A 25,374-nucleotide genomic window follows, 5' to 3' on the forward strand; every position below is an offset into this window, starting at 1 on the left:
GAAGCCTGCCCATTGCCAGCCGCAGCTTCCTTTCCCCCCAATGAAGAAGTGCGGAGTAAATGATGAGCAAGGGTTCCAAAAGTGGTTTCCGGACCGAACACGACAGCATGGGCGAGCTGCAGGTGCCCGCCGAGGCCCTGTGGGGCGCGCAGACCCAGCGCGCGGTCGAGAATTTCCCGATTTCCGGGCAGCGCATGCCACGCGCTTTCATCCGGGCGCTGGGCCTGATCAAGGGTGCCGCGGCCGAGGTCAACACCGGCCTGGGGCTGCTGCCAAAGGGCGTGGGCAAGGCGATCCAGTCTGCCGCGACCGAAGTGGCCATCGGTGCGCATGACAGCCAGTTCCCGATCGATGTCTACCAGACCGGCTCGGGTACCTCGTCGAACATGAATGCCAACGAGGTCATAGCCACGCTGGCCAACCACGGCGGCAAGGCCGGCAAGACAGCGGTGCATCCCAACGATCACGTCAATCTGGGGCAGAGCTCCAATGACGTCATCCCGACTGCCATCCGCGTCTCGGCCCAGCTCGAAGTGGTGGAATCGCTGCTGCCGTCGCTCAAGCACCTGCGCAAGACCATCGACAAGCGCGCGCGCACGCTGGGCAAGATCGTCAAGACCGGCCGCACCCATCTGATGGATGCGATGCCGCTGACCTTCGCCCAGGAATTCGGTGCTTGGTCGGCACAGCTGGCCTCGGCCGAAGGGCGCATCGAGGATGCTTTGAAGCGCCTGCGCCGCTTGCCGCTGGGCGGTACCGCGATCGGCACCGGCATCAATGCCGATCCCCGCTTTGGTGGCAAGGTGGCTCGGGCGTTGTCGGTCAGCACCGGAGTCAAGTTCGAGAGTGCCGCCAACAAGTTTGAAGGGCTGGCCGCGCAGGATGACGCGGTAGAGCTGTCAGGCCAGCTCAATGCGCTGGCGGTGGCCCTGATCAAGATCGCCAATGACCTGCGCTGGATGAATTCCGGTCCGCTGGCGGGTCTGGGTGAGCTGGAGCTGCCGGCCTTGCAGCCGGGCAGCTCGATCATGCCGGGCAAGGTCAATCCAGTGATTCCGGAGGCAACCGTGATGGTGGCCGCGCAGGTGATTGGCCACCACGCCGCGATCACCGTGGCTGGGCAGACCGGCAACTTCCAGTTGAACGTGGCGCTGCCGCTGATTGCGGCCAATCTGCTGGATTCGATCCAACTGCTATCCAACGTGATGACGCTGCTGGCCGACAAGGTGTTCGTGGGTCTGGTGGTGAAGCAGGAGCGGGTGCGCGAGGCCTTGGCGCGTAATCCCATCCTGGTGACCGCGCTGAACCCGATCATCGGTTATGAGAAGGCGGCTGCGATTGCCAAGCGTGCCTACAAGGAGCAGCGGCCGGTGCTGGAGGTGGCGCTGGAGGACAGTGGGCTGTCCGAGGCTGAGCTGAAGCGTCTGCTGGACCCGGCGGCGCTGACCCTGGGTGGCATCCACGATCATTGAGGAACGTGATGTCGGCCAATGGTCGGCAGTGCGGCCTGAGCCCCTCTCCCGTGTACGGGAGAGGGGTTGGGGTGAGGGCGGCTTTCAGGTATTGGCGGTAAAGCCTTTGCCGACCATGGGTCGGCACTACAGGGCTCAGCGCAATGCGCGCAGGTTAGCCAGGGCTTCGCCATACCTTTCGAACTCGGGAATCTGCTGCGCCAGGTCCGGCGGGAACGGTGATTGGCCCTCCGGGATCTGCAGCGGCAGCGTGCGCTCCTGTGCCAGTGCCGGGTCGGCATCCACCAAGGTGTTCTGGCGCAGGATCTGCAGTTTGACGAAGCTGGTCTGCAGCATTGCCTGCTGCTCGGCATTCAAGGGAATGACGATGTCATCCACGCGCAAACGGCCGTCCGGCAGGATGTCCAGGTTGGGGTAGGGCGCGCGGCGGATGGCGATGCGCTCCAGGGTGACTTCGGTCTTGGGCTTGCTGCGCTCGCTGCGGTGCTCGGCGTACTTCTCACGGTCACAGCCGGTCGCGAGGGTGGCGAAGGCAACGAGGATTAGCAACAACAGTCTTTTCATGGCAGCGGGGCAACAACGACGGGGGCGGTCATTCTACCGCCCCCCGCCAGAGTGCAGGTCAGGCCCCCGGATCAGGGGATCTGGACATTGCCGTTGCCGTTGCGGCAATCGTCGATATCACCCTGGTCCATCTTTGCGTACGGCTTGAACTCGGGCACCGCCGCAGCCAGTTGCTGCTGGGTGGCCAGCAGAGCCGGCAACTGGTCGCAGAGCTTGGCTGCACTGGCCTTGATCTTGTCCGCTTCGGCATTGATGCGTTGTTCGATCTGCTCGGAGTTGCCGGAGAAGATGCCCTTGATTGCTTCGCCAGCAGCCTTCGCGCCCAGGTTGGCACCTTGCACGCCGATATCGATGCCGGCTTCGGCGATGCCGATTGTCTGCGCGCGGTAGCGCAGGGTGATGGCGCGCTGGCTGTCGTTGAGCGGGATGGAGGCGCCGTTGATCAGCAGGTCGCCGGTCGGAGTGACCTCCACCTTGGCGCCATCGGAGCCGATGCTGATATTGCCCTCCGCCATTTCCTTACGGGCTTTGTCGGTGGCTTCGCGGACTTTGGCGCCAACGGTGGTGTCGGTCGCCGGCCCATTGGCGGCCGGCTTTTCTCCGCAGCCGGCCAACGGGAGTGCCAGCGCCAAGGCGAGCAAGGATGCGTTGAGGATCTTCATGGTGTGCGTTCCGTTGCGATTGGAAGGAGTCAGCGTTTTTTGGGCAGATCGAGGCTGCCGCTGATGCCGGAATGATTCACCGAGCCACTGCCGAGGCTATCCACCTTGAGACTGGCGGCGCCACGGACGTCCAGGTCACCCGAACCCAGTGAGCCCAACTGCACGGCGCCGCGGCTGTCGCGAATGTCGACGTCACCGGAGCCGATGCTTTCGATGCTTACCGCACCCTGTACACCGCGCAGCTCGACGTCGCCGGAGCCGACAGTGCCAACCCGTGCGTCGCCGCGGACGCCGTCGATCCTGGCATCACCCGATCCCACCGAAAGCACGTGAAGCGAGCCGATGTTGTGGAACTCGACATCGCCTGACCCCACTGCCGCCGTTGCCAGGCCCTTGATGTCACGCGCACTGACATCGCCAGAACCCACGTCGGCGCTCATGCTCTTGGCACCGACCAGAGAGGCATCACCGGAACCGACCTTGAGCTGTACCAGGATGTCATCCGGCAGGCTGCCGGTCAGGTCCAGGTAGGCGTAGGTGTGGCCCATGTTGATGTTCAGCCCCTGGTTTCGGCGCTCCAGCGTCACCACCAACTTGTCGCCAACCTTGCGCTGGCTCAGCGAGAGCTGGTCCAGCAGTTCCTGGCTGGAAGCGCAGCCACGTCCGCTGACGGCCGCTCTTGCACCCGGGCTGGCCTGCAGGCGCAGATCATGGCTGTTCACTTCGAACATCACGGTCTTGCTGCCGCCCAGGTCCAGGTTCAGCGACTGCGGTGCGGTAAACGCGCAGGGCTGGCTGGCGAAGGCTGCGCCCGGCGCAGCCAGCAATGCGGCCAGTACAAACGTCTTGTGCATGAACATTCTCCTGATCGAGCTTCAGATGTCGTCGCGACGGCGGCGCAGGTAAACAGCTGCGACGATGAGGGCGATGCCGACAACCGCGCCAATCCAGATATCGGGATTGGCCAGCACTTTGCTGAGGCTGTGATGCTGCAGCAACCACTGCACCAGATCGGCCGGCGTCTGCAGATCATTGTCACTGATGTTGGTGTCGGTCAAACCGCGTGGCAGCCACGATGACGGGAACACGCTGAGCAGGCCGCGGTAGGCAACGGTGTACCAGATCCAGCCCAGCGGCAGCTTCACGCCCGGCATGGCGCCGAGGATGCTGATCATGGTGCAGGCCAGCAGCGGTATCAGTACCGCCCACAGGAACGGCTTGGTCCGCACCAGCGCCGAGCAGAACATCAGCCAGCCCACGGTTGGAAGCGCCCAGAGCAGACTTACCGGCAGGGTGCTAAGGACCAGGCCCAGGATACGGAACGGGTGGGAGTGGGTGGCGATGGCCCAGGGGCTGGTGGCGCCAGCACCGGCCGCGCCGAGCATGGCGACCACCCAAAGCACCAGGCCGACAGCCAGGCCGATAGCCATCGCGATCAGCGGCGCCAATACCAGCGCCCACAGTGCCTTGGACAGCACGGTCTGGGTGTCGGATACCGGTAGCGATTTCCAGAACAGCACGCTGCGGTCGCGGCGGTCGTCGTAGAGACTGCCCAGTGCATAGAAAAACACGACGAAGGCCAGGATCAACGAGGCCAGGAAGATGCCTGCCAGCAGCAGGCCATCGCCGAACGCGCCCATGACCTTGAGGTATTCGCTGACATCACCGGTATGGTTGATGCCATCGGAATTGCGTGCAGCGAACACGCCAATCAGCGCGCCGATGATGGCGAACAGGATGGCGATGCCGCCGGTGATGACCTGGGCCCAGACGAAGCCGCCCCGGTTTTCCCAGTACTCACGCTTGAGCAGCCATTTAAACTTGCCGAGCGGGGTGATGTGGTGAGCGGCGTTCATGCGTAGGTTCCCTTCATGGTGGCCACGAACAGGTCGGCCAGGCCGGGGGTGCGGATTTCGCCCATGGCGGCGAGTTGGTGGCGGTTGGCGCCATCAAACAGCAGCACGGTCTTGCCGAATGGCAGGGCGCGTTCTTCGATCGGACCCAGGGCGCGGGCGGCCTGCAGCGTGTCGGCCGAGGCCAGCAGCTCGGTGTAACGCTCGGCCAGTGCTTCCATGTCGGAGGACAGCACGATCGAACCGTCGCGGATGAACAGTACGTCGGTCAGGATGTGCTCGATCTCTTCCACCTGGTGGGTGGTAATGATGATGGTCTTCTGCTCGTCGAAGTAATCCTCCAGCAGGCGCTGGTAGAACTCCTTCCGGTACATGATGTCCAGGCCCAGGGTGGGCTCGTCCAATACCAGAATTTTGGCGTCGATGGCCATCACCAGGGCGAGGTGCAGCTGCACGACCATGCCCTTGGACATCTCCCGCACGCGTTGCTTCGGGCTGAGCTTGGTGTTGGCCAGGAAGCGTTCGCAGCGGGCGCGGTCAAATCGCGGGTGCACACCGGCGACGAAGTCGATGGCTTCCTTGACCCGCAACCAACGCGGCAGCACTGCAACATCGGCGATGAAGCAGACATCGTTCATCAGGTCATCGCGTTGGCTGCGCGGGTCCATGCCCAGTACCCGCAGGTCGCCGTCAAACGAGGTCAGGCCGAGCAGGGCTTTGAGCGCCGTGGTCTTGCCGGCGCCGTTGGGGCCGATCAGGCCGACGATGCGGCCCGGTTCGATGGTGAAGCTGGTGTTGTCCAGCGCTGGTTTCTGCTTGTAGGCCTTGCGCAGGCCCTTGGCGGAAACGACGGCTTCGACGGCGGCGTTCATAGAGTGGTCCCCGGTGGCAGCAAATCTTCCATGGTCAGGCCCAGGCGCTGGATGCGCTCCAGCACGGCTGGCCATTCGTCATTGAGAAAACGATCACGCTCGTTGCCGCGCAGCTTCTGGGCGGCCTCCTCGGTCATGAACATACCAAGGCCTCGGCGTTTCTCGACCAGGTTCTCGTCGGCCAGTTCCTGATAGGCGCGCGAGACGGTGATCGGGTTCAATTGGTACTCGGCCGCTACCTGGCGTACCGAGGGCAGGGCGTCGCCCGGCTTCAGGATTCCGTCCAGCATCATCGCAATCACGCGATCCTTCAGCTGGCGGTAAATGGGAGCGCCATCGCTCCACTGGATATCGCTCATGGGTCAGCTCCGCGAATTCAGCTGTGCGAAAGAAAAATAAGGCATCGAAAGGCTGGTCCGCATACGCCGGACCGGTCGTTTCGCTTTGGGGCTTTCGTCGGCATCCTGTCCATCACCGCGCACCTGGGCTGCATAATCCCTGGCGTCGGCAAGGCCGTTGCCGAGGGAGCTGGAGCAGCCCAGCAACAGCAAGGTGCCTGTGACCATCAGTGCGTGGAGAGCGTGTCTGCCGTGCTTGGTGTTCATGGGGCCCCTGTGTAGGGTGGCTGGTGTTGTATGCAACTATAACACCGACACGCCGACATGCAACTGATTCTGACCAAACTAATGGCCTATGCCGCTCCAAACTTGCTTGTAGGGCTCGGGAGAAACCAGTGAACATTCGTAATTTATTGATTTCAATTGCTTTTGTGGCAGCCGCTGGCAGTGCGCTGGATGGGGTCGCAGGTCCGTTGCTGGACCGCAACTACCGCTCGCTGGCCGGAAAAGACGAGGTGAACCTGAATCGCGCGTATGGCGGTAAGGTGTTGTTGGTGGTGAATACGGCCTCCAAATGCGGATTCACCCCGCAGTACGAGGGCTTGGAGGCATTGCAGCAGGAACTGTCACCACGTGGTTTTGCCGTGTTGGGCTTTCCGTCCAATGATTTCAAAGGCCAGGAGCCGGGCAGCGAGGCGCAGATCCAGGAGTTCTGCACACTTACGTATGGGGTGAAGTTCCCCATGTTCGAAAAAGTGCATGTGATTGGTCCGGAGGCAACGCCGCTGTACCAGGACCTGACCCGCCTCAGCGGCGTCGCACCGGGCTGGAACTTTCATAAGTATCTGATATCGCGCGATGGGCGCGTGCTGGCGCAGTTCCCAAGCAAGGTGAAGCCGGATGACCCGGAACTGCGTGCGGCAATCGATCGCGCGCTGGTCGCACCAGCACCACAGCGCTGACGCGCCTCGACATCTGCGGCGCGCGTGCGACAATATCGCCCCTCGCGCCGCCGGTGGCGTTTGTTCACTTCCAGGAATGCAGCGAATGAAGATGGGAAAGCGTGGCGCGGTTGCGTCGCTTCTGATTTTGGCGATGGCGGCCCCCGGGGTCGTTTTTTCGCAACAACCTGCCGCTGCTGCGGCGACCAAGGAGAAGTCTGTTTTGACCTCGGATCGTGAAAAGATTGGTTACGCCATCGGCATCGACGTGGCCAGCTCGTTTGAGCCGGTTGCTTCGGAAGTAGACGTGGCCGCAATGCGCCGCGCTGTTGAGAACGCCTTTGCTGGCGGCCAGCCGCTGTTGTCGCAGGAAGATGCGCAGAAGACCGATCAGGCACTGCGCACCGTGATGATGGCCCGTTCCGGCCAGCAGGTTCCGGGCATGGCCCCGGGCAGTGCACCGCCGTCGGTTGACCGTGAAAAGGTCGGCCTGATGCTGGGCAGCTTCGCCGTTGGCCCGTCGCTGGCACGCATCAAGAATGAGATTGATCTGGATTCCGTGTTCCAGGCCATCAGCACCGTGTTCGCCAAGGGCACCCCGCTGATGACCCGCGAGCAGGCGCAGGGCGTGCTGCAGGCATTCAGCGCCACCAAGGAAGCTGAAATGAAGGCTGAGGCCGGCAAGGCTGCCCAGACCAACCGTGAAGAAGGCAATGCCTTCCTCGCCAAGAACAAGACCCAGCCGGGCGTGGTGACCACCGCTTCGGGCCTGCAGTATCAGGTGATCCGCGCCGGCAGCGGCGAGCGCCCGATGGCCAGCAGCCGCGTGCGTGTGAACTACGAAGGCAAGCTGCTCAACGGCGAAGTGTTCGACAGCAGCTACCAGCGCGGTCAGCCGGTTGATTTTGGTCTGGACCAGGTCATCAAGGGCTGGACCGAAGGCGTGGCGCTGATGCCGGTCGGTTCCAAGTACCGTTTCTGGATTCCCGGCGAACTGGCCTATGGCGAAGCCGGCACCCCGGGCGGTCCGATCGGCCCGAACGCGACGTTGAGCTTCGACGTCGAGTTGCTGGGCGTCATGCCGTAAGGCTGAGTTACGGACTAGGTGCAGCCATGCGTGTAGCTATTTTCGGAACCGGCTATGTGGGTCTCGTGACCGGGACCTGCTTGGCGGAAGTAGGGCACGATGTGGTCTGCGTCGATATCGACCAGGCCAAGGTCGATGGTCTGGAGCGGGGCATCATCCCGATCTACGAACCTGGCCTGGAGCCGATGGTGAAGGCCAATCACGCCTCCGGGCGTTTGGCCTTCACCACGGAAGCGGCGAGGGCGATCGACCACGGTGAAGTGATCTTCATCGCGGTCGGTACGCCGCCGGATGAAGACGGCAGCGCCGACCTGCAGTACGTGTTGGCGGTGGCCCGCACGATCGGCCGCCATCTGGCACGGCCCGCTGTGGTGGTCAACAAGTCGACGGTGCCGGTGGGTACCGCTGACAAGGTTCATGCTGCCATCGCGGAAGAGCTGGCCGCGCGTGGCCAGGAGATCGCCTTCGATGTGGTCTCCAATCCCGAATTCCTGAAAGAAGGTGATGCGGTCGCAGACTGCATGCGCCCGGACCGCATCGTCATTGGCGCTAAAAACGCCCATGCGGTGGCGGTACTGCGGCGGCTGTACGCGCCGTTCAACCGCAACCGTGACCGTGTTGTGGAAATGGACGTGCGTTCGGCCGAGCTGACCAAGTACGCCGCCAATGCGATGTTGGCGACCAAGATCAGTTTCATGAATGAAATTGCCAATATCGCCGAGCGCGTAGGCGCCGATATCGAGCAGGTGCGTCAGGGCATAGGTTCTGATCCCCGCATCGGCTGGCATTTCATTTATCCAGGTGCCGGTTACGGCGGCTCCTGTTTCCCCAAGGACGTGCAGGCGCTGGCGCGTACTGCCGCGCAGCACGGTCACCAGCCGCAGCTGCTCAACGCGGTAGAGGCGGTGAATGCCGCGCAGAAAGGTCATCTCTTCGAGCTGATCCAGCGTCATTACGACCGCGGTGAAGACGAAGGTGTGCGCGGTAAGACTTTCGCGGTATGGGGCCTTGCATTCAAGCCGAACACCGACGATATGCGCGAGGCACCGAGCCGGCGTGTATTGGCGCAGTTGTGGGAAGCCGGCGCCAAGGTGCAGGTGTTCGATCCGGAAGCGATGGATGAAGCCCGTCGTGTTTTTGGCGAGCGCGAAGACCTGGTTTTCTGCGACTCTGCCTTTGCAGCACTGCATGATGCGGACGCTCTGGTGGTGGTCACCGAGTGGAAGCAGTTCCGCAGCCCGGACTTTGCACGCATGCGCGAAGCGCTGGGTGATGCGGTGGTATTTGATGGCCGTAACCTCTACGACCCGGCTGAAATCGAAGCCGCAGGCCTGGCGTATTACGGCATAGGTCGAGGACGTTCCGTACATGCATGAAACAACTCCCGAGCAGCGCGAGCAAGCGCTGGAAGCACGTCTGGTTGAACTGGAGATGCGTGTCTCCTTCCAGGAGCACGCGTTGGCGGAGATGAGCGAAGCATTGGCTGATGCCCGCATGCAGGGCTCGCGCAACGCTGATCTGCTGCGCCACCTACTTGATGACCTGGGCAAGGTGCGCACGGCGTTGTACGCCGACGCCGCCGATGAACCACCGCCCCCGCACTACTGATATTTCCCATGAGTGACAATATTCGCGACCAGCTGCTAGGGCTGGGTTTCAAGCCTGCTCCCAAACCGGAGCGCAAGCCGGAAGTGCGTCGTGACGGCCGCCCGCAAGGCAAGCCAGGGCAGGGCCGACCACAGCAGGGCAACAAGCCCGCGCATGCCGGCAAGCCTGCACAGCAAGGCAAACCGCCCCATCCGGGCAAGCCCGGGCAAGGTCGGCCGCAGCAGGGGCCACGCAAGCCGCGCTCGCAGGAAGACATCGACCTGGCCAAGGCCTATGCGATCCGTGCGCAGAAGGAAAAGGACGAACGCATCCAGGCCGAACAGGCCAAGCAGGAAGAAGCACGCCTGCGCCGTGAAGCGCGGGCCAAGCTCGATGAGCTGATCAAGGACAAGGGGCTGAATGATCCCAACGCCGACATTGCCCGTCACTTCCCGTACGGCGGCAAGATCAAGCGCGTCTACGTCAACGCTGATCAGCTCAAGGCGCTCAACGCCGGTCAACTCGGCGTGCTGCAGCAGAACGGTCGCTACCTGCTGGTGACAGCCGAAGTGTTGGCGCAGGCCGAGGAGATTTTCGCCCAGGCCGTGGCGTTGAAGGTCGACCCGAATGCTCCGGCAGATGCTGATCCGTACGCGGACCCGCAGTACCAGGTGCCGGACGATCTGGTCTGGTAAACGATTGGCTATGATGCAGATAACGGGCGCCGCTGGCGCCCGTTTTTTTAACGGGGAAAATGATGCAGGGACAGTTGAAGCAGGAAGGCTATCTCCCCCACGTTGACGGCCTGCGGGCCATTGCCGTGCTCGCTGTCATCTTCTACCACCTCAATCCGAGCTGGTTGCCGGGCGGGTTTGCCGGCGTGGATGTCTTCTTCGTCATTTCCGGCTATGTGGTCAGCGCCTCGGTGGCGCGGTCTTCCGGGATCATCGGCTGGAAGGGGATGTTGGCCTTCTATGCGCGACGCATGCGCCGGATCATGCCGGCGCTGCTGGTGTGTCTGCTGGCAACCGGTCTGCTGAGCACTTTGTTCATTCCCGAATCCTGGCTCAGCGAAACCAGTGGCAAGACCGGGCGCATGGCCTTTGTCGGGTTGAGCAACTGGGTGTTGGCGGGTACGGGCAATGACTATTTCTCGCCACGTAGTGAGTTCAACCCTTACACCCATACCTGGTCGCTGGGTGTGGAGGAGCAGTTCTACCTGCTGTTCCCGTTGTTGTTCATGACCTGGTCCAAAGGCGGGCGGGGCCGGGGCTTGTCGATGCTGCTGTTTGGCTTGGCCACGGCCGGCTCGCTGCTGTTTGCCATCAGCCGCGCGTTGCAGGGCGGGCAGGAGATCGCCTCCTTCTATCAGACCACCACGCGGTTCTGGCAGTTGGGCGCAGGCGTGCTGCTGTTCCAGCTGCTCGATACGCGTGGGCGTGTGAACAGTGAAGCGCGTCCAACAGGGCTTTGGTCCCTGCTGTTGCAGTTGGGCAGCACCGGCTTGCTGGCTTACGGGTTGTTGGCTGCGCGCCCCGGCCACTCACCGTGGATCGATGGCTTGTGGCCGGTGCTCGGCACGGTGGGTTTGCTGGGGTTGTTGCACCGTTCCGCCGCCGGCTGGATTGGTAGCAGTCTGTCGGCAAAGCCGATGCTGGTGATAGGGCGGATGTCGTACTCGCTGTATCTATGGCATTGGCCGGTATTCGTGCTGTTCCGCTGGACGCTTGGTCTGGACTCGCTGTTCACCGGTGCACTGGCATTGGCTTGCACGGCGATGTTGGCTTGGCTGTCTTGGCGCTGGGTCGAGCAACCGCTGCGCTTTGGCAGGCGCTGGCGTGGCCCGGATCTGCGCTGGGTGGCCGGCGGCGTGATGGTGTTGCTGCTGGGTATGGGCGTGCAGAAACAACTGGAGCGCGCTGCCAAGCACATCTCCCTGAGTACGGTCAGTCGCCACCCGCTGGACTGGTACCCGTATGCCAAGGGTCTGAAAAAGGAATTCCCCGGTTGCGAACTGCTGGTCTCGCGCTTGCCAGTGGCGGGTGGACAGGTGCAACAGTTCGAGCGTGGCAAGTGCGCTGCGGGGCCTGGGGACGAGCGGCGCCTGTTCGTGGCTGGTGACTCGCATGCGCTGGCTTATGGTGAAATGCTTCGCCGCGTGGTTCTGCTCGATGGTGGACAGGCCCGCCTTTACGCCAACGCCGGTTGTGCGCTGGTCGGATTGCAGGGCAGGCAACAAGTCGATCCGGGCTGCAATGCCTACGTGCAAAGCACGCTCGCCGATGTTACTGCACAGGCGCGTGCCGGTGACGTCTTGTTCCTGCCCGGTTTGAGGGTGCCAAGGCTGGTTGAGCAATATGGCCTGTTCGATCAGCAGCAGGCGTATGCATCGGTGCTGAGTGAGGCATCTGCCGCGCAACGTGCTGCCGACGTGCAGGCTGCAATCGTAGAGCTGAAACCCCTGGCTGATCGCGGCGTGCGGATCGTACTGGAAGCACCGAAACCGGTGCTGTCCGCGCCACCGTTCCGTTGCTCGGATGCGTTCAACCGCGGCAATCCGATCTGCGTGAACGGCATGGCGGTTGCGCGCGAACGTATGCAGGCACTGCGGGCACCTGCGTTGTCCAGTTTGCAGCAGGTGGTGCAGGCACTGCCGGGCGCAAGCATGTGGGACCCGTTGCCGGTGCTGTGCCCAGGTACGACGTGCCAGCCCGAGCAAGCGGGCAAGCCGCTCTACTTCGACGGTGACCATTTGAGTGGTCACGGCAATCGAGCGCTACTGCCCTCATTCCGCAGTCATCTGGCGACGGAAGTGCATTGAGTCGGGTGCATCCTGCGTTCGGGCGTGGGGAATATGATCTCCCACTTGCCGCGAAATCGTCGGCTGAACGTTCTTGCTTGCCAGTGCCGCGCGATCACGCACCACGCAGTCGTGGCGAGGTGGCGTGATCGGGTATCAGCTGCCCGATTCCAACGGCCTGCCAGGTGACTGGCTCAACGGGGTGCTGCAACGTAACTGGCGCTGGCATTGCCGCGTAAACCCGTTCCGGGTTCGGGGTTGAGTGACAGACGCATCTGGATGGCGCGGTTTTCGCCGTCACCGTGCCAGGTGTAGGTGTGGACCGTCCAGCCCCTTTCGTCTATGGAAGTAAGTTCCGCCGCCGAGGTGTAGCCCGCCGGGGCCATCCGGCCAAGGTCGCCGAACTCTTTGGCGAGTCCTTTGGCATTGCCGCTGAAAATGGTTATCCGGCAGGTGCCATCATCGGCCCAGGAGAAGCCATAGGGGACACCTTCGTAGCTGACATACCAGGCCTTGCCGGGTTTGTGGCCGAGGAACTCCTTTGCCTCCGCATCCTGCACGCGGTTGCCCCGGTTGCTCATCACCTCGGCGAACGTATCGGGCTTGTCGAGCAGATCGATGCAGACCCCGGCGAACATGCCGATCGGGGCAAGCGAGTCGTCGCTGGCGTGCGCGGTGCCGGTCGCAATCAGCGGTATAGCCGCCAGCAAGGTGTACAAGCTGGAACCGTATTTCATGACAGAGCCCCCTGTGCCGTGAGATGGCGCAGTTATAGCAGGGGTTTGGCCTGTCTGCAGGATTCAGCGCAGGAGCCGGGCCTGGCGTGAAGGCGGCAGCCAGTACCAGGCGATCAGGGTGCCGAGCAGGGCGAAACAGCCGCCGACGATGAAGGCGACCTTGCCGTCACCGAACTGCCAGAGCTGACCAGCAATCAGGGCGCCGAGCACGCCGCCCAGCCCGGACGAAAAGCCATAGAACAGCCCTTGGCCGTGTCCATTGAGGCTGCCCGGGAAGTAGCGCGCCAGCAGCTGCATGGCCGAAGCGAAGAACGCGGCGAAGCCCAGGCAATGGGTGGTCTGCGCGACCAGCATCACCGGCAGGTTCTCCGGCCACAGCGCCGTGGCCCACCAGCGCAGAACGGCGCTGCCCATGGAGATGATCAGCAGCCAGCTGGCATCCCAGCGACGGAAGAAGCGGGCGATCAGGAAAAACACGGCGACTTCGAATACCACGCCGACGGTCCACATCAGGCCGAGCAAAGAGGTGCTGTAGCCGTGCTGGTCCATGTACAGCGAGAAGAACGTGTAGTACGGGCCGAACGACAGCTGTTCGAGGAAGGCGGCGATGAAGAAGGCCATGACCGGTTTCTGTCGCACGATGCTCCAGAAGCCTGCGTCGTGTTGGCTGCGCGAGCCAATATTGCGCGCGTAACGATTGAGGAAGGCTGAGCCTGTCATCAGTACGAACAATGGCAGCATCAGCCACGGCAGTTTGTCGGCGCCATGCTTTTCGATCAGCCAGCCGAACAGGGTGACCACGATGATGAAACCCACTGAGCCCCAGACCCGGATCATGCCGTAGCGATGGCTGTCCGCGCCCAGATGGGTGAGGGTGATCGATTCGAACTGCGGCATGACCGCGTTGTAGAAGAAGCAGAAGGCGATCATCACCGCGTACAGCGTCCACGGCGGTGCGGGCACCAGGAAGCCGACGAAGCAGGCGATGGTCAGTACACAGCCCACGCGCAGCCAGCGGATCGGACGGGGCGAAACGGCCGCCAGCGAGGTCCAGGTGCTGGGGGCGATCACCCGCGTGGCGTACCACAGGCTCATCATCACACTGATGGCGGTGACGGTCATGCCGCGCGACTGCAGGTACAGGCTCCAGTACGGCGTAAACGCGCCAAGCGCGGCGTAGTAGAAGAAGTAGAAGCTCGACAAGCGTGCGGTCGGCACGGCTTGTGATGGCAAGGCAACGGGCGTCATGGGAAGGCGCTGGAGGCGCTGGATAGGCAGGGGGAGGCGGCATGCGCCACGATGCCTATTGTGCCTTTTGCGGGCTTTGGATGGCAGGTCGGGGCGAGGCTGTCGCGTAGCTTCCAAGTGTTTCGGGCCGGTTCCGCTCGCGAACAACGGCAGGCCGTGGTTTGTAGGAGCGGCGCCAGCCGCGAAGCCGATGCTGCTCCATTTCTCGAGATATATGCCAGCTGACAATCCGTTTGCTTCGCGGCTGACGCCGCTCCTACAAGCAGCAGGTTTTTACGCCTTGCAGGCAGCCCGGGTAAGCGCAGCGCACCCGGGGATAGGGGCTGACAGATCGCTTGCTTCGCGGCATACGCCGCTGCTACAAACAGCCGGGCTGCGACTGTTTGAGTTGCGTTGCCGCGCTCTGCCTGGTTGCAGAGGTCAGGGCTTGGCCTTGGCCTTGGCGTTCCACTCGGCGACCTGCGCCTTCGTCTCGGCCAGCATGGCGTCCAGCGCGGCACGGTCATAGACCTTGCCGCGCATCACCACGGTATTGATCGCGCGCGTGGCCGCGATGTCCTGCAGAGGGTTGCGGTCCAGCAGCACCAGGTCCGCGGCCTTGCCTTCGGCGACCGCGCCGTAGCGGTCCAGCTTACCGAACCAGGCGGGGCCGGCACGGGTGGCTGACTGTAGTACCTGAGCCGGCGTCAGCCCTTCGCGGACATACAGTGCCAACTCGTTGTGCAGGCCAATGCCGGGGAAGTTGTAGGAGTTCAGAAAGCCTGCATCGGTGCCGGCCATGATGCGCACGCCGGCTTCCTGCAGCATCGGCAGTACCGCTGCCACCTGGGCGTAGTGGGCGTGGCGGGCTTCGATCTGTGCGGGCGTTGCCTTGGCCGCACGTTCGACGCGCCAGGCATAGGTGGCACGCAAGCCCGGGCCGATGTAGGCCAGGTACGGATCGTTGTCGCGCGGCTCCACGTCGAGGAAGTCGATGATGCGGCCGCCGTCCAGTGTCGGGGTGACGGCGACGCCGAGTTCGGCAAAACGACGGTACGCCACCATCGCGGTGGCGCGGTCGAATCCGGCATGCAGCCTGCGGTTGGCTTCGGCGCGGTCGATGTTGCCGGCCGCGAAATCGGCAGCAATCGCAGCCTCATCCTTGACTCCGGCCTTGAAGGCGTAGTCCAGGTGCTCGATCGAACTCATGCCGGCCTCGATGGCCTGGCCCACGGTCAAGGCCATCGGTACATGACCGGAACTGCGCATGCCGCGCGCCTTGGCCTGGCTGACGGCGTACAGGAACAGCTCCGGCTTCAGCGTGCTGTCGGTGATCTTGACGAAGTCGACCTTGTCGCGCTGCTCGCGGTCCAGCGCTGCATCCACACCGGCCTTGTCACCGGCCTCGATCGTACCTTTCCACACCGGTGCCAGACCTTCGATCTTGGCACCTGAAGTGAACAGCTGCGGCCCGAACAACTGACCACTTGCGATCTGCCCGCGCCACGACAAGACCTGCTCGGCCAGATCACCCGACGCATCACGCACGGTGGTGATTCCATGTGCGACGTATAGCGGCAGCAGGGCCTTGTTCTCTTCGATCAGCGCCGGGCCGCCACCAAAGTGAACGTGCATGTCCCACAGCCCGGGAATCAGATAGCGGCCGCGGCCATCGATGGCGGTGGTCGCGCGCCACTGGGTGCCCACGCGCGCATCGTCACCGACGGCGACGATGCTGCCATCGCGGATGGCGACGCTCTGGTCGGGGATCGCGCGGCCATGTTCGACATCGATCACGGTTGCATGGCGGATCACTACGTCCGCCTGGGATTGGGCGGCGATTGCGGGCGAGATGGTTGCTGCGAGTGTGGTCAGCAGCAGGCCGAGCGTGGTCTTCATCGGTGGTTCCAGTGGTGGGCGGTTGCCGGTCAGTACGGGTGCGTGGAGTGCTTCAACGAGCACCTGCTGCGCGTAGCAGGTGCTCAACAGCGGTTTGCCGACGTTGTTGCGCATGTGTCAGCGGCGTGACGACCTGCGCATCGGCAAGGTTGACGTCGGCACCGGCGGCAATGAGCAATTGGGTGATCTGCGCGTAGCGTTGGCTGCCATCACCAAGAATGACGGTCTCCAGCAATGCGGTCCAACCCAGATTGTTGACGTGGTCGACGTCAACACCGGCCTCGATCAGCAACTGCACCGTGCTGACATGGCCGCGTTCGGCAGCTGGTATCAAAGCAGTGCCGCCGTAACGGTTGGTACTGCGCAGGTCAGCGCCGTGCGCCAGTGTCATGCGCAGGATATTGGTCTGCCCGCTGGCGCCGGCGTAGAGATAGGGGCTGTCCTGCAGGCGATCCTTGGCGTTGACATCAGCGCCAGCGGCAATCAAGACGCGGGCAGCTTCTACCTGCCGCGCACGGATGGCGATCAGCAAGGGCGTGCGTCCATTGGCATCGCGGCTGTCGATGCCGCTGCCCTGGCTGAGCAATAGGGCGATGCGCTGGCTATCGCCGGCTTCGGCCGCCTGTTGCAGATGCTCCGCGATGGCCGTGCTGGCGCCGACCACGCTGGATGTGAGTAGCGCGGCGGCCAATGCCGGGGCGGCGATCCAGTTCTCCACGCTCATTACCTGCCTCTGTCCGGGTTGCTGTGTGCCTGCAGTGGGGGAGGGCGTTTGCCCAAACCTGCACGCGATGCTACAAGTGCGGCGAGCTATCGTGAAATTAAATGTCGTGGTCGAGTCCAGTTCAAAAACAAATAGAGCCTACTTCGACCTGGATCTGCTGCGGGCGTTGGTGATGGTGGCCGATTGCGGCAGTTTCACGGCTGCGGCCGCGCGTCTGCATTCCACCCAGTCCACCATCAGCCAGAAAGTACGGCGGCTGGAGGACCTTGCCGGGCACCGCCTGCTGGATCGCGGGGTGCGCGATGTGCGACCGACGGACATCGGTGAGACCGTGTTGGGCTATGCCCGGCGTATGTTGTCGCTCAACGAGCAGCTGGCAGAAGCCTTGTCGGGCGATGGTGCGGCGGTGGTGATACGGCTGGGTGTGCCGGAAGATTTCGCTGCCGGGCGTACCACGCCGGTACTGGCTGAGTTCACCAGGGCCTATCCGCGGGTGAAGCTGGAAGTCAGCAGCGGCCTGAGTCGTGCCTTGGCCGAGGGCTATGACCGCGGCGAGCTCGACCTGATCCTGGTCAAGCAACGGCGAGGCAGTCGCGAGGGCGTGGCATGCTGGCCGGAACCGATGTGCTGGGTGGACAGCGCCAGCAGTCCCTCGTTCGGGACAGAGCCGGTGCAGCTGGTGGCGTTTCCGCCGCGTGGCATGTACCGCGAAGACACGATCGACGCGATTGAAAGCCTGGGTCGGCGTTGGCGCATCAGCTTCACCAGTTCCAGCCTTGGCGGCATCCAATCAGCGGTTGCTGATGGTCTGGGCATCAGCCTTTTGCCAGCGCGGGCGATGACAGCCGGACATGTGGAGCTGGGGGTGGAAACTGGCTTGCCGCGGATCGACAGCGTCGAGCTGGCCGTGCTGCAGCGCCCGTCAGCGGACCCGGAAGCCAAGGCGCTGGCCGCGTTGCTGATCCAGATGCTTGAGCAGGAAATGGGCTGAGTTCGGCAGCAGCTGGGCGGCTGCCCATCGCCAACTGCGTTAGAACAGGTCTTCGACCGGCGTATCCAACAGCTCTTTGGCGCCATGGGTGAAGCGGCGCAGGCTGGAAATGCCCAGGTCGCGGATCAACGAGTGCGTGGTGTGGGGCAGGGCGGCGTCGTAGATGTCCTGCGGTGCGACGTTCTTGCCGTGCACACCTGGCAGCAGATCGATACCGGCAGCTGCATAGCAGTGCTGCACCATCGCCGAGCAATACAGTGCGCCCTCCTTGGACAGCAGGTTGCTGCGCCGGCGCAGGCGGGTGCTGTGCATTGCAAACAAGGTGCCGACCAGTTCGCTCAGCGAATAACTGGACAGCCCTGACAGCAGATCCAGTGCGGCAATCTGCACCTTATGGGTTTGTGCGGCATCCAGGCCGAAGTCGAGGATGGCCAGGTTCGGGAAGGCTTCGTCGTCGAAGTAGCGATCGGCGCGGTTCTCCTGTGCACCTAGCCGCAGCTGGCGATTGCGCAGGTCCAGATCCGATTCCAATACCCACCATTGGCCGTCCAGTCGTTGCTCGCTGAACAGAAACGCGTGCGACCACAGGCTGCGGTGGCCGTCCTGGGTCAGTGGCGCCTGTGCCTTGCGGATGGCCTTGCCGACCCAGTCATCGGTGCCACACAGGCCGATGCGGCCGGGGGCGGCGTGCTTGCGGATCAGCTCGGCATTGCGGCTATGCATGGGATCTGGGCTTGGAGGGCTGCGGGCAGGATAGGTGCTGGCGGCGCTGTTGTCGCCGCCTGCAGTTGCTGGTTATTCCGGATCGTAGTCGAGATTGGAGGCCAGCCAGCGTTCTACCTGCGCCCGCTCCACGCCCTTGCGCTTGGCGTAGTCGGTGACCTGCTCGCGCGATACCCGGCCAACCACGAAGTACTGGCTTTGCGGGTGGCTGAAGTAATAGCCGGACACCGCAGCGGTTGGCAGCATGGCGAAGCTTTCGGTCAGCGACATGCCGATGCCTTCGGCGTCCAGCAGCTGGAAGATGGTCTGCTTTTCACTGTGCTCAGGACAGGCCGGGTAACCCGGGGCAGGGCGGATGCCGCTGTACTTCTCGGCGATCAGCGCCTCGTTGTCGAGTTGCTCGTCCTTGGCGTAGCCCCAGAACTCGGTGCGTACGCGCTGGTGCAGGCGCTCGGCCATGGCTTCGGCCAGGCGGTCAGCCAAGGCCTTGAGCAGGATGGCGTTGTAGTCGTCGTGGTCCGCCTCGAAGCGAGCAACGTGCTCATCGATGCCGATGCCGGCGGTGACCGCGAATGCACCAATCCAATCCTGCTTGCCACTGTCTGCTGGCGCGATGAAATCGGCCAGGCAGAAGTCGGGGCGCTCGGCTGGCTTGTCGACTTGTTGGCGGAGGAAGTGGAGGGTTTGCTTTTGACCCTGATTTAGCCCCTCTCCCGCTTGCGGGAGAGGGGTTGGGGTGAGGGTGGTTGGCACAAGCGATGGAGTGAGAAGCTTGCCCTCATCCGCCCTTCGGGCACCTTTTCCCGCATGCGGGAGAAGGGAAAGCACCACATCGTCGCCATCACTATTCGCCGACCATATCCCAAACACAGCCCGCGCCGTCAGCCACTTCTCATCCACAATCCGCTTCAACATCGCCTGCGCATCGGCGAACAGATCACTTGCCTGCGGACCCACGATTTCATCGGTCAGAATCGCCGGGTACTTGCCAGCCAATTCCCAGGCTTGAAAGAACGGCGTCCAGTCGATCACCGGGACCAGGTCTTCCAGTGGATAGTTGTCGAACACATGCACGCCAGGCTGGTTTGGCGTCGGCGGGGTGTACTGGTTCCAGTCGCAGGTGAAGCGCTGACCACGCGCATGCTCCAGCGAGACCAGACGTTTGGCGTCACCGCGGTTGCGATGGCGCTGGCGGATGTCGGCATAGTCGGCATCGTTGGCGGCGACGAAGCTGGCGCGCAGTTCGCGCGAGATCAGCGACTGGGCCACGCCGACGGCGCGCGAGGCGTCCTTTACCCACACTGTCGGCGCACTGTAGAACGGGTCGATCTTCAGCGCGGTATGCGCGCGCGACGTGGTGGCGCCACCAATCATCAACGGCATCTCGAAGCCCTGGCGCTGCATTTCCTTGGCGACGTGGCTCATCTCCTCCAGCGAAGGAGTGATCAGCCCGGACAGGCCGATGATGTCGGCATTCTCGGCACGCGCGGCGTCCAGGATCTTCTGCGCCGGCACCATCACCCCAAGGTCCACCACTTCAAAATTGTTGCAGGCAAGCACCACGCCGACGATGTTCTTGCCGATGTCGTGCACGTCACCCTTCACCGTGGCCATGATGATCTTGCCGTTGGACTTGCCGATATCGCCGGTGCGCGCCTTCTCTTCCTCGATGAAAGGCAGAAGATAGGCCACGGCTTTCTTCATCACGCGCGCCGACTTCACCACCTGCGGCAGGAACATCTTGCCGGCGCCGAACAGGTCGCCGACCACGTTCATGCCATCCATCAGCGCGCCTTCGATCACATCCAGCGGACGACTGGACTGCTGGCGGGCTTCTTCGGTGTCTTCCTCAACCCAGGCATCCAGACCTTGCACCAGCGCGTGGGCAAGGCGATCGCGTACTGGACGCTCACGCCAGGCCAGGTCTTCGACCTTCTTCTCGCCCTTCTTGCCCTTGTAGCGCTCGGCGATTTCCAGCAGTCGCTCGGTGCCGTCGCGGCGACGATTGAGGATCACGTCCTCCACGCGTTCGCGCAGTTCCGGGTCGAGCTGGTCGTAGATCGGCATCGCGCCGGCGTTGACGATGCCCATGTCCATGCCTGCCTTGATGGCGTGGTACAGGAACACCGAGTGGATCGCCTGCCGCACCGTTTCATTGCCACGGAACGAGAACGAGACGTTCGAGACGCCACCGGACACATGGCAATGCGGCAGCGTGCGCTTGATGATGCGGGTGGCTTCGATGAAGTCCACCGCATAGTTGTCGTGTTCCTCGATGCCGGTGGCCACGGCAAAGATGTTGGGATCGAAGATGATGTCTTCTGGCGGGAAGCCGACCTGCTCGGTCAGGATGCGATAGGCGCGGGTGCAGATTTCCACCTTGCGCTCGCAGGTATCGGCCTGACCGACTTCATCGAATGCCATCACCACCGCAGCGGCGCCATAGCGGCGCACCAGGCGAGCGTGTTCGATGAACAGTTCTTCGCCTTCCTTGAGCGAGATTGAGTTGACCACGCTCTTGCCCTGCAGGCATTTCAGGCCGGCTTCGATCACGCTCCACTTGGAGGAGTCGACCATCACCGGGATGCGGGCGATGTCCGGCTCGGACATGATCAGATTGAGGAAGCGCGCCATCGCTTTCTCGGAATCAATCAGGCCTTCGTCCATGTTGACGTCGAGGATCTGCGCGCCGCTGGCGACCTGCTGGCGGGCAACGTCAACGGCTTCCTCGTAGCGTTCTTCCTTGACCAGCTTGCGGAACTGCGCGCTGCCGGTGACGTTGGTGCGCTCGCCGACGTTGATGAACAGCAGGTCAGGGGTGATGACCAGCGGCTCAAGACCGGATAGTCGGGTGTAGCGGGGTGTTGTGTCGTTGCTCATTACCAGACCTTGAAAACCTGTCCATTGGCGATGCCGTCGATGCTGCGCTGGTAGGCCAGTGCGGCGCGGGCGGCGGTGACCGGTTCAAAGCCGGGGAAGAAGTCGCCGTACGCATCCAGTGCTTCGGTCAACACGCTGGGGCTTACTGCGTTGATGCGCAGCCCGCGCGGCAATTCGAGCGCAGCAGCACGAACGAACCCCTCAATGGCGGCGTTGACGCTGGTAGCGCTGGCGCCCTGGGCGATGGGTTGTTCGGTGAGGATGCCGGTGGTCAAGGTGATGCTGCCGCCATCGCGCAGATGCTGCTGGCCCAGCAAGGCCAAACGTACCTGGCCGAGCAGCTTGTCATGCAGCCCCTGCGCGAACTGCGCCGTGCTCATTTTCGTCAATGGTCCGAAGTGGACGCTACCGGTGGTGGCGACGATGGCGTCGAGCGGACCGACTGCCTGCAGCAGTGCGGTCACGCTGTCATCGTTGCCCAGATCAACGCTGTGCAGCGGGTCCGATCGTGAGGCATTGATGACTTGATGCTGTTGTCGCAGATGCTGCGCAACCGCCGAACCGAGGGTGCCACTGGCACCGACCAGCAGGATCTTCTTCATCGTGTGGTCCTCAGGCAGCCTTGTCTGCAGCGAACGGCAGCGCACGCGGCGGCAAGCCGGCAACGGCTTCGGCAATGGCGCGGATGTGATCGGGTGAGGTGCCGCAACAGCCGCCGACCAGGTTCAACAGGCCGGACTGGGCGAACTCTTTCAGCGTGGTCGCCATTTCCTCGGGCGTCTCGTCGTACTCGCCAAAGGCGTTGGGCAGGCCGGCGTTCGGGTGGGCGCTGACATAGCCGCTGGACACCTGCGACAGCGTTTCCACGTGCGGACGCATGTCGGTGGCGCCCAGCGCGCAGTTGAAGCCGATCGAAAGCGGTTGGCTGTGCGAGACCGAGGCGTAGAAGGCTTCGGCGGTCTGCCCGGACAAGGTGCGGCCAGAGGCGTCGGTGATGGTGCCGGAGATCATGACCGGCAGGCGCCCACCGCGCGCATCGAACACTTCTTCGATGGCGAACAAGGCAGCTTTTGCATTGAGCGTGTCGAAGATGGTTTCCACCATCAGCGTATCGGCGCCACCGTCGATCAGGCCATCGATGGCCTCTCGATAAGTCGCGCGCAGCTCATCGAAGCTGGTGTTGCGGAAGCCAGGATCATTCACGTCCGGGCTGATCGACGCGGTACGGCTGGTCGGGCCCAGCACGCCGATCACGAAGCGTGGTTTGTCCGGGGTTGTGGCTTCGACCGCGTCGCAGCATTGGCGGGCGATCTGGGCGCCGGCCTTGTTCAACTCGTAGACCAGATGTTCAAGGCGGTAATCGGCCTGGCTGACCGAGGTGGCGTTGAAGGTATTGGTTTCGAGCAGGTCCGCGCCGGCATCCAGATAGGCGCTGTGGATGCCGGCAATCACGTCCGGCTTGGTCAGCAGCAGCAGGTCGTTGTTGCCCTTGAGGTCATGCCCGCAGCCAGCGCCATGTGCATGCTGGCTGTCAAAACCGCCACTGAAGCGCGCTCCCCGGTAGTCGTCTTCTTCAAGACGATGGCGCTGGATCATCGTGCCCATCGCACCATCGATGATCAGAATGCGCTTGGCCAAGGCGTCGAGCAATTTGCCGACGCGTTCAGGGTGGAGCCAGGGGAGGGCTTGCATAGGGCGGGCCGGGTTGTGGGGTCAGGGTTGGTGCGCGATCAAGGAAATCACTTCGAAATGCGGCGGACGCTTTTCGCGGGTGACTGTCTCCAGGCTGGACACTTCAAGGCCGGCCTTTTCGACGAACTTGCGCAGTTCCTTGCCGGTGAAGCCAAGGTTGACGTGGCCATAGGCCTCGACTGCGGCCTTGTGCTCGTGGCGGGCCAGGCTGCACAGCATCAGCCGGCCTTGCGGGCGCAGTACGCGAGCGCATTCGGCAACGGCCTTGGCTGGTTGGGCGGCATAGGTGAGGGCGTGCATCATCACCACCAGATCGAAGCTGCCATCGGCGAACGGCAGCTTGTGCATGTCGCCCTCCAGCACTTCCACATTGGGCAGCTTGCGCAAGCGTTCGCTGGCGGCGGCAACGACACGGGCACTGGTGTCGATACAGACGTAGCGCTGTGCGTGCGGAGCCAGCAGCTCGGCCAGCACGCCGTCGCCGGAGGCGATGTCGAGCACGTCACCGGTTTCCAGCAAGGGGAGGGCGCTGCGGGCCATCGCTTCCCAGGTGCGGCCCGGCGAGTAATGGCGCTCCATGTCGCCGGCGACGCTGTCGGCCCAGTTCTGGTCGGCGGCGCGCATGGCAAGCACGGACGGCACGCGTTCGGCGTCCTGGCGCAGCAGCGGGTCGTCGCTGCCGCTGCTCAAGGCATGCCACAATGCGCGCTGTGCCGGGTCCAGTGCGGCCTCGTCAAAGCGGTAATACGCCGAGACGCCTGCACGGCGATCACGCACCAAGCCGGCTTCCTTGAGCCTGGCCAGATGGGTGGACACGCGCGGCTGCGCCAGCGTGGTGATGGCCGACAGCTCGGCCACGGTCAATTCTTCCTGTTCCAACAACGTCAGCAGACGCACGCGCGTCGCATCGGCGAACACTTTCAGACGGGTTGACCAGTCTTCCAGATCCATAAATATCTACCTATCGCGATATAGAGATATTTTCCCTGTGTTACCAGTTTCGGTCAAGGCGATGCATAGGCTGAATGGGGTTGCGATGGTTACAATCGCAACTTGATCAGGCCCTGGGAGGGGTGTTGTGGATTTCAGTTATTCCGACGAGCAGCTGATGCTGCAGGACGTCGCGCGTCGTATCGCCAAAGAAAAGATCGCCCCCAGCGCCGAGCACTTCGACGCCACCGGTGAGTACCCGCTGGAAAACATCCGTCTGTTGGGTGAGAACGGCTTGATGGGCATCGAAGTGCCGGTCGAGTACGGTGGCTCCGGCATGGACCCGATTTCCAGCGTGCTGGCGATTGTCGAGGTGTCGGCTGCCGACGCCGCGCATGCGACCATCATGTCGGTCAATAATTCGCTGTTCTGCAACGCTGTGCTGGGCTACGGCACCGAAGCGCAGAAGCAGACCTATGTGCGTGCGATTGCCGAAGGCAGCGAGATTGGCGCGTTCGCGCTGACCGAATCACAGTCCGGTTCCGACGCGACCGCGATGCGCTGCCGCGCGGTCAAACAGGCTGATGGTTCGTTCGTGATCAACGGCCAGAAGAGCTGGATCACCTCCGGCCCGGTCGCGCGTTACATCGTATTGTTTGCGATGACCGACCCGGAACAGCGCTCGCGCGGCATCACCGCTTTCATGATCGATACCAGCAAGCCCGGTTTTGGCCGTGGCAAGACCGAGCCCAAGTTGGGCGTGCGTGCATCGGCGACCTGCGAGATCGAGTTCCAGGACTACGTTGCTGCGGCCGAAGATGTGATCGGCAAGGAAGGCGAGGGTTTCAAGATCGCGATGAGCCTGCTGGATTCAGGGCGTATCGGTATCGCCTCGCAGGCGGTGGGTATCGCCCGTGCCGCCTATGAAGCCTCGCTTGCCTATGTGAAGGAGCGCAAGTCGTTCGGCGCACCGATCGGCAGCTTCCAGATGATCCAGGCCAAGATCGCCGACATGAAGTGCAAGCTCGACGCAGCCATGCTGCTGACCTTGCGCGCAGCCTGGACCAAGTCCCAGGGCAAGCGCTTCTCGACCGAAGCGGCGGTGGCCAAGCTGACGGCTTCGGAAGCGGCGATGTGGATCGCCCACCAGGCGGTGCAGATCCACGGCGGCATGGGCTATTCGAAGGAGATGCCGCTGGAGCGTTACTTCCGTGATGCCAAGATCACCGAGATCTACGAAGGCACCTCTGAGATCCAGCGTCTGGTCATCGCCCGCAACGAAACCGGCGTGCGCTGAGGGTACTGTAGTGGGGGGGGGGGGGGCAGCGGGGGGGGGGGGAGGGGGGAGAACAAAAGCAAAAAGAGACACAGCAACCAAAAAAACAAAAAAAAAAA

At 63.0% G+C, this 25,374-nt stretch carries 25 protein-coding genes; 9 read left to right on the top strand and 16 right to left on the bottom strand.

Annotated elements, in window-relative coordinates:
• Positions 1–62: 62 nt before the first annotated feature.
• Positions 63–1,472, top strand: a complete 1,410-nt coding sequence (locus tag ACVOLS_RS15160) for a class II fumarate hydratase (protein ID WP_481546285.1) — start codon at positions 63–65, stop codon at positions 1,470–1,472.
• Positions 1,473–1,607: 135 nt separating this feature from the next.
• On the opposite strand, the gene ACVOLS_RS15165 is transcribed toward ACVOLS_RS15160, so the two are convergent.
• The 7 genes from ACVOLS_RS15165 to ACVOLS_RS15195 form a co-directional block, all read right to left on the bottom strand.
• A complete protein-coding gene (locus ACVOLS_RS15165) occupies positions 1,608–2,024 on the bottom strand; it encodes a hypothetical protein (RefSeq protein ID WP_481546286.1) in 417 nt (138 codons plus the stop codon).
• An 83-nt stretch (positions 2,025–2,107) separates the two neighbouring features.
• Positions 2,108–2,698, bottom strand: coding sequence for a DUF2884 family protein (locus ACVOLS_RS15170; RefSeq protein ID WP_481546287.1), 591 nt, complete (start codon positions 2,696–2,698; stop codon positions 2,108–2,110).
• 29 nt (positions 2,699–2,727) lie between these two features.
• Positions 2,728–3,552 carry a DUF4097 family beta strand repeat-containing protein gene (locus ACVOLS_RS15175; RefSeq protein ID WP_481546288.1) on the bottom strand — a complete coding sequence of 275 codons (825 nt, stop codon included), beginning with the start codon at positions 3,550–3,552 and terminating at the stop codon, positions 2,728–2,730.
• Between the two features lie 21 nt (positions 3,553–3,573).
• Positions 3,574–4,554, bottom strand: a complete 981-nt coding sequence (locus ACVOLS_RS15180; protein ID WP_481546289.1) for an ABC transporter permease — start codon at positions 4,552–4,554, stop codon at positions 3,574–3,576.
• Complete coding sequence (locus tag ACVOLS_RS15185) at positions 4,551–5,423, bottom strand: ABC transporter ATP-binding protein (RefSeq protein ID WP_481546290.1); 873 nt, start codon at positions 5,421–5,423, stop codon at positions 4,551–4,553. The genes ACVOLS_RS15180 and ACVOLS_RS15185 overlap by 4 nt, the downstream gene beginning before the upstream one ends.
• Positions 5,420–5,782, bottom strand: a complete 363-nt coding sequence (locus ACVOLS_RS15190) for a GntR family transcriptional regulator (protein ID WP_282269510.1) — start codon at positions 5,780–5,782, stop codon at positions 5,420–5,422. The genes ACVOLS_RS15185 and ACVOLS_RS15190 overlap by 4 nt, the downstream gene beginning before the upstream one ends.
• Before the next feature lie 3 nt (positions 5,783–5,785).
• The gene (locus ACVOLS_RS15195; protein ID WP_481546291.1) at positions 5,786–6,028 is read right to left on the bottom strand and encodes a hypothetical protein; all 243 of its coding nucleotides are present in this window, start codon (positions 6,026–6,028) and stop codon (positions 5,786–5,788) included.
• A 149-nt stretch (positions 6,029–6,177) separates the two neighbouring features.
• Here ACVOLS_RS15195 and ACVOLS_RS15200 point away from each other — a divergent pair, with 149 nt between their 5' ends.
• The 6 genes from ACVOLS_RS15200 to ACVOLS_RS15225 all read left to right on the top strand — a co-directional run bounded on the left by ACVOLS_RS15200 (position 6,178) and on the right by ACVOLS_RS15225 (position 12,197).
• Positions 6,178–6,723 (top strand): glutathione peroxidase, encoded by a 546-nt coding sequence (locus tag ACVOLS_RS15200; RefSeq protein WP_481546308.1) that lies wholly within the window; start codon positions 6,178–6,180, stop codon positions 6,721–6,723.
• Positions 6,724–6,808: 85 nt separating this feature from the next.
• Entirely contained in the window at positions 6,809–7,789 is a 981-nt protein-coding gene (locus ACVOLS_RS15205) for an FKBP-type peptidyl-prolyl cis-trans isomerase N-terminal domain-containing protein (RefSeq protein ID WP_481546292.1), read from the top strand.
• Between the two features lie 26 nt (positions 7,790–7,815).
• Complete coding sequence (locus tag ACVOLS_RS15210; RefSeq protein WP_481546293.1) at positions 7,816–9,165, top strand: UDP-glucose dehydrogenase family protein; 1,350 nt, start codon at positions 7,816–7,818, stop codon at positions 9,163–9,165.
• The gene (locus ACVOLS_RS15215) at positions 9,158–9,397 is read left to right on the top strand and encodes a SlyX family protein (RefSeq protein WP_481546294.1); all 240 of its coding nucleotides are present in this window, start codon (positions 9,158–9,160) and stop codon (positions 9,395–9,397) included. The genes ACVOLS_RS15210 and ACVOLS_RS15215 overlap by 8 nt, the downstream gene beginning before the upstream one ends.
• Before the next feature lie 8 nt (positions 9,398–9,405).
• Positions 9,406–10,071, top strand: a complete 666-nt coding sequence (locus ACVOLS_RS15220; RefSeq protein WP_481546295.1) for a DUF2058 domain-containing protein — start codon at positions 9,406–9,408, stop codon at positions 10,069–10,071.
• 62 nt (positions 10,072–10,133) lie between these two features.
• Positions 10,134–12,197: an acyltransferase family protein gene (locus tag ACVOLS_RS15225; protein WP_481546296.1), complete on the top strand. Its 2,064-nt coding sequence runs from the start codon at positions 10,134–10,136 to the stop codon at positions 12,195–12,197.
• A 173-nt stretch (positions 12,198–12,370) separates the two neighbouring features.
• Here the strand turns inward: ACVOLS_RS15225 and ACVOLS_RS15230 are convergent, their stop codons facing one another.
• The 4 genes from ACVOLS_RS15230 to ACVOLS_RS15245 all read right to left on the bottom strand — a co-directional run bounded on the left by ACVOLS_RS15230 (position 12,371) and on the right by ACVOLS_RS15245 (position 16,763).
• Entirely contained in the window at positions 12,371–12,913 is a 543-nt protein-coding gene (locus ACVOLS_RS15230; protein WP_481546297.1) for an NMCC_0638 family (lipo)protein, read from the bottom strand.
• A 63-nt stretch (positions 12,914–12,976) separates the two neighbouring features.
• Positions 12,977–14,161, bottom strand: a complete 1,185-nt coding sequence (locus ACVOLS_RS15235; protein ID WP_481546298.1) for an MFS transporter — start codon at positions 14,159–14,161, stop codon at positions 12,977–12,979.
• A gap of 420 nt (positions 14,162–14,581) precedes the next feature.
• Entirely contained in the window at positions 14,582–16,039 is a 1,458-nt protein-coding gene (locus ACVOLS_RS15240; RefSeq protein ID WP_481546309.1) for an amidohydrolase family protein, read from the bottom strand.
• A gap of 52 nt (positions 16,040–16,091) precedes the next feature.
• Positions 16,092–16,763, bottom strand: coding sequence for an ankyrin repeat domain-containing protein (locus ACVOLS_RS15245; protein WP_481546299.1), 672 nt, complete (start codon positions 16,761–16,763; stop codon positions 16,092–16,094).
• A 91-nt stretch (positions 16,764–16,854) separates the two neighbouring features.
• On the opposite strand from ACVOLS_RS15245, the gene ACVOLS_RS15250 reads away from it, so the two are divergent.
• On the top strand, positions 16,855–17,754 hold the full coding sequence (locus ACVOLS_RS15250) for a LysR substrate-binding domain-containing protein (protein WP_481546300.1): 900 nt from the start codon (positions 16,855–16,857) through the stop codon (positions 17,752–17,754).
• A 39-nt stretch (positions 17,755–17,793) separates the two neighbouring features.
• On the opposite strand, the gene ACVOLS_RS15255 is transcribed toward ACVOLS_RS15250, so the two are convergent.
• The 5 genes from ACVOLS_RS15255 to ACVOLS_RS15275 form a co-directional block, all read right to left on the bottom strand.
• The gene (locus ACVOLS_RS15255; RefSeq protein WP_481546301.1) at positions 17,794–18,477 is read right to left on the bottom strand and encodes a hypothetical protein; all 684 of its coding nucleotides are present in this window, start codon (positions 18,475–18,477) and stop codon (positions 17,794–17,796) included.
• Positions 18,478–18,549: 72 nt separating this feature from the next.
• Positions 18,550–21,357 carry a methionine synthase gene (gene metH / locus ACVOLS_RS15260; RefSeq protein ID WP_481546302.1) on the bottom strand — a complete coding sequence of 936 codons (2,808 nt, stop codon included), beginning with the start codon at positions 21,355–21,357 and terminating at the stop codon, positions 18,550–18,552.
• The gene (locus tag ACVOLS_RS15265; protein WP_481546303.1) at positions 21,357–21,959 is read right to left on the bottom strand and encodes a short chain dehydrogenase; all 603 of its coding nucleotides are present in this window, start codon (positions 21,957–21,959) and stop codon (positions 21,357–21,359) included. Before ACVOLS_RS15265 ends, metH begins: the two co-directional genes overlap by 1 nt.
• Positions 21,960–21,969: 10 nt before the next feature.
• On the bottom strand, positions 21,970–23,049 hold the full coding sequence (locus ACVOLS_RS15270) for a homocysteine S-methyltransferase family protein (protein WP_481546304.1): 1,080 nt from the start codon (positions 23,047–23,049) through the stop codon (positions 21,970–21,972).
• A gap of 21 nt (positions 23,050–23,070) precedes the next feature.
• A complete protein-coding gene (locus tag ACVOLS_RS15275) occupies positions 23,071–24,000 on the bottom strand; it encodes an ArsR/SmtB family transcription factor (protein WP_481546305.1) in 930 nt (309 codons plus the stop codon).
• Between the two features lie 127 nt (positions 24,001–24,127).
• Here ACVOLS_RS15275 and ACVOLS_RS15280 point away from each other — a divergent pair, with 127 nt between their 5' ends.
• Positions 24,128–25,276, top strand: coding sequence for an acyl-CoA dehydrogenase family protein (locus ACVOLS_RS15280; protein ID WP_481546306.1), 1,149 nt, complete (start codon positions 24,128–24,130; stop codon positions 25,274–25,276).
• The last annotated feature ends 98 nt before the right edge of the window (positions 25,277–25,374 follow it).

The sequence above is a fragment of the Stenotrophomonas sp. STEN038 genome (assembly GCF_056759895.1).

What these genes read in the sequence shown, in the direction of transcription:
- ACVOLS_RS15175 (WP_481546288.1), bottom strand. Translation starts at nt 3,552, where the DNA reads ATGCACAAGACGTTTGTACTGGCCGCATTGCTGGCTGCGCCGGGCGCA.
- ACVOLS_RS15240 (WP_481546309.1), bottom strand. Translation starts at nt 16,039, where the DNA reads ATGAAGACCACGCTCGGCCTGCTGCTGACCACACTCGCAGCAACCATC.
- ACVOLS_RS15245 (WP_481546299.1), bottom strand. Translation starts at nt 16,763, where the DNA reads ATGAGCGTGGAGAACTGGATCGCCGCCCCGGCATTGGCCGCCGCGCTA.
- ACVOLS_RS15190 (WP_282269510.1), bottom strand. Translation starts at nt 5,782, where the DNA reads ATGAGCGATATCCAGTGGAGCGATGGCGCTCCCATTTACCGCCAGCTG.
- ACVOLS_RS15225 (WP_481546296.1), top strand. Translation starts at nt 10,134, where the DNA reads ATGCAGGGACAGTTGAAGCAGGAAGGCTATCTCCCCCACGTTGACGGC.
- ACVOLS_RS15235 (WP_481546298.1), bottom strand. Translation starts at nt 14,161, where the DNA reads ATGACGCCCGTTGCCTTGCCATCACAAGCCGTGCCGACCGCACGCTTG.
- ACVOLS_RS15255 (WP_481546301.1), bottom strand. Translation starts at nt 18,477, where the DNA reads ATGCATAGCCGCAATGCCGAGCTGATCCGCAAGCACGCCGCCCCCGGC.
- ACVOLS_RS15170 (WP_481546287.1), bottom strand. Translation starts at nt 2,698, where the DNA reads ATGAAGATCCTCAACGCATCCTTGCTCGCCTTGGCGCTGGCACTCCCG.
- ACVOLS_RS15160 (WP_481546285.1), top strand. Translation starts at nt 63, where the DNA reads ATGAGCAAGGGTTCCAAAAGTGGTTTCCGGACCGAACACGACAGCATG.
- ACVOLS_RS15265 (WP_481546303.1), bottom strand. Translation starts at nt 21,959, where the DNA reads ATGAAGAAGATCCTGCTGGTCGGTGCCAGTGGCACCCTCGGTTCGGCG.
- ACVOLS_RS15270 (WP_481546304.1), bottom strand. Translation starts at nt 23,049, where the DNA reads ATGCAAGCCCTCCCCTGGCTCCACCCTGAACGCGTCGGCAAATTGCTC.
- ACVOLS_RS15230 (WP_481546297.1), bottom strand. Translation starts at nt 12,913, where the DNA reads ATGAAATACGGTTCCAGCTTGTACACCTTGCTGGCGGCTATACCGCTG.
- ACVOLS_RS15215 (WP_481546294.1), top strand. Translation starts at nt 9,158, where the DNA reads ATGCATGAAACAACTCCCGAGCAGCGCGAGCAAGCGCTGGAAGCACGT.
- ACVOLS_RS15210 (WP_481546293.1), top strand. Translation starts at nt 7,816, where the DNA reads ATGCGTGTAGCTATTTTCGGAACCGGCTATGTGGGTCTCGTGACCGGG.
- ACVOLS_RS15275 (WP_481546305.1), bottom strand. Translation starts at nt 24,000, where the DNA reads ATGGATCTGGAAGACTGGTCAACCCGTCTGAAAGTGTTCGCCGATGCG.
- ACVOLS_RS15185 (WP_481546290.1), bottom strand. Translation starts at nt 5,423, where the DNA reads ATGAACGCCGCCGTCGAAGCCGTCGTTTCCGCCAAGGGCCTGCGCAAG.
- ACVOLS_RS15180 (WP_481546289.1), bottom strand. Translation starts at nt 4,554, where the DNA reads ATGAACGCCGCTCACCACATCACCCCGCTCGGCAAGTTTAAATGGCTG.
- ACVOLS_RS15195 (WP_481546291.1), bottom strand. Translation starts at nt 6,028, where the DNA reads ATGAACACCAAGCACGGCAGACACGCTCTCCACGCACTGATGGTCACA.
- metH (WP_481546302.1), bottom strand. Translation starts at nt 21,357, where the DNA reads ATGAGCAACGACACAACACCCCGCTACACCCGACTATCCGGTCTTGAG.
- ACVOLS_RS15205 (WP_481546292.1), top strand. Translation starts at nt 6,809, where the DNA reads ATGAAGATGGGAAAGCGTGGCGCGGTTGCGTCGCTTCTGATTTTGGCG.
- ACVOLS_RS15220 (WP_481546295.1), top strand. Translation starts at nt 9,406, where the DNA reads ATGAGTGACAATATTCGCGACCAGCTGCTAGGGCTGGGTTTCAAGCCT.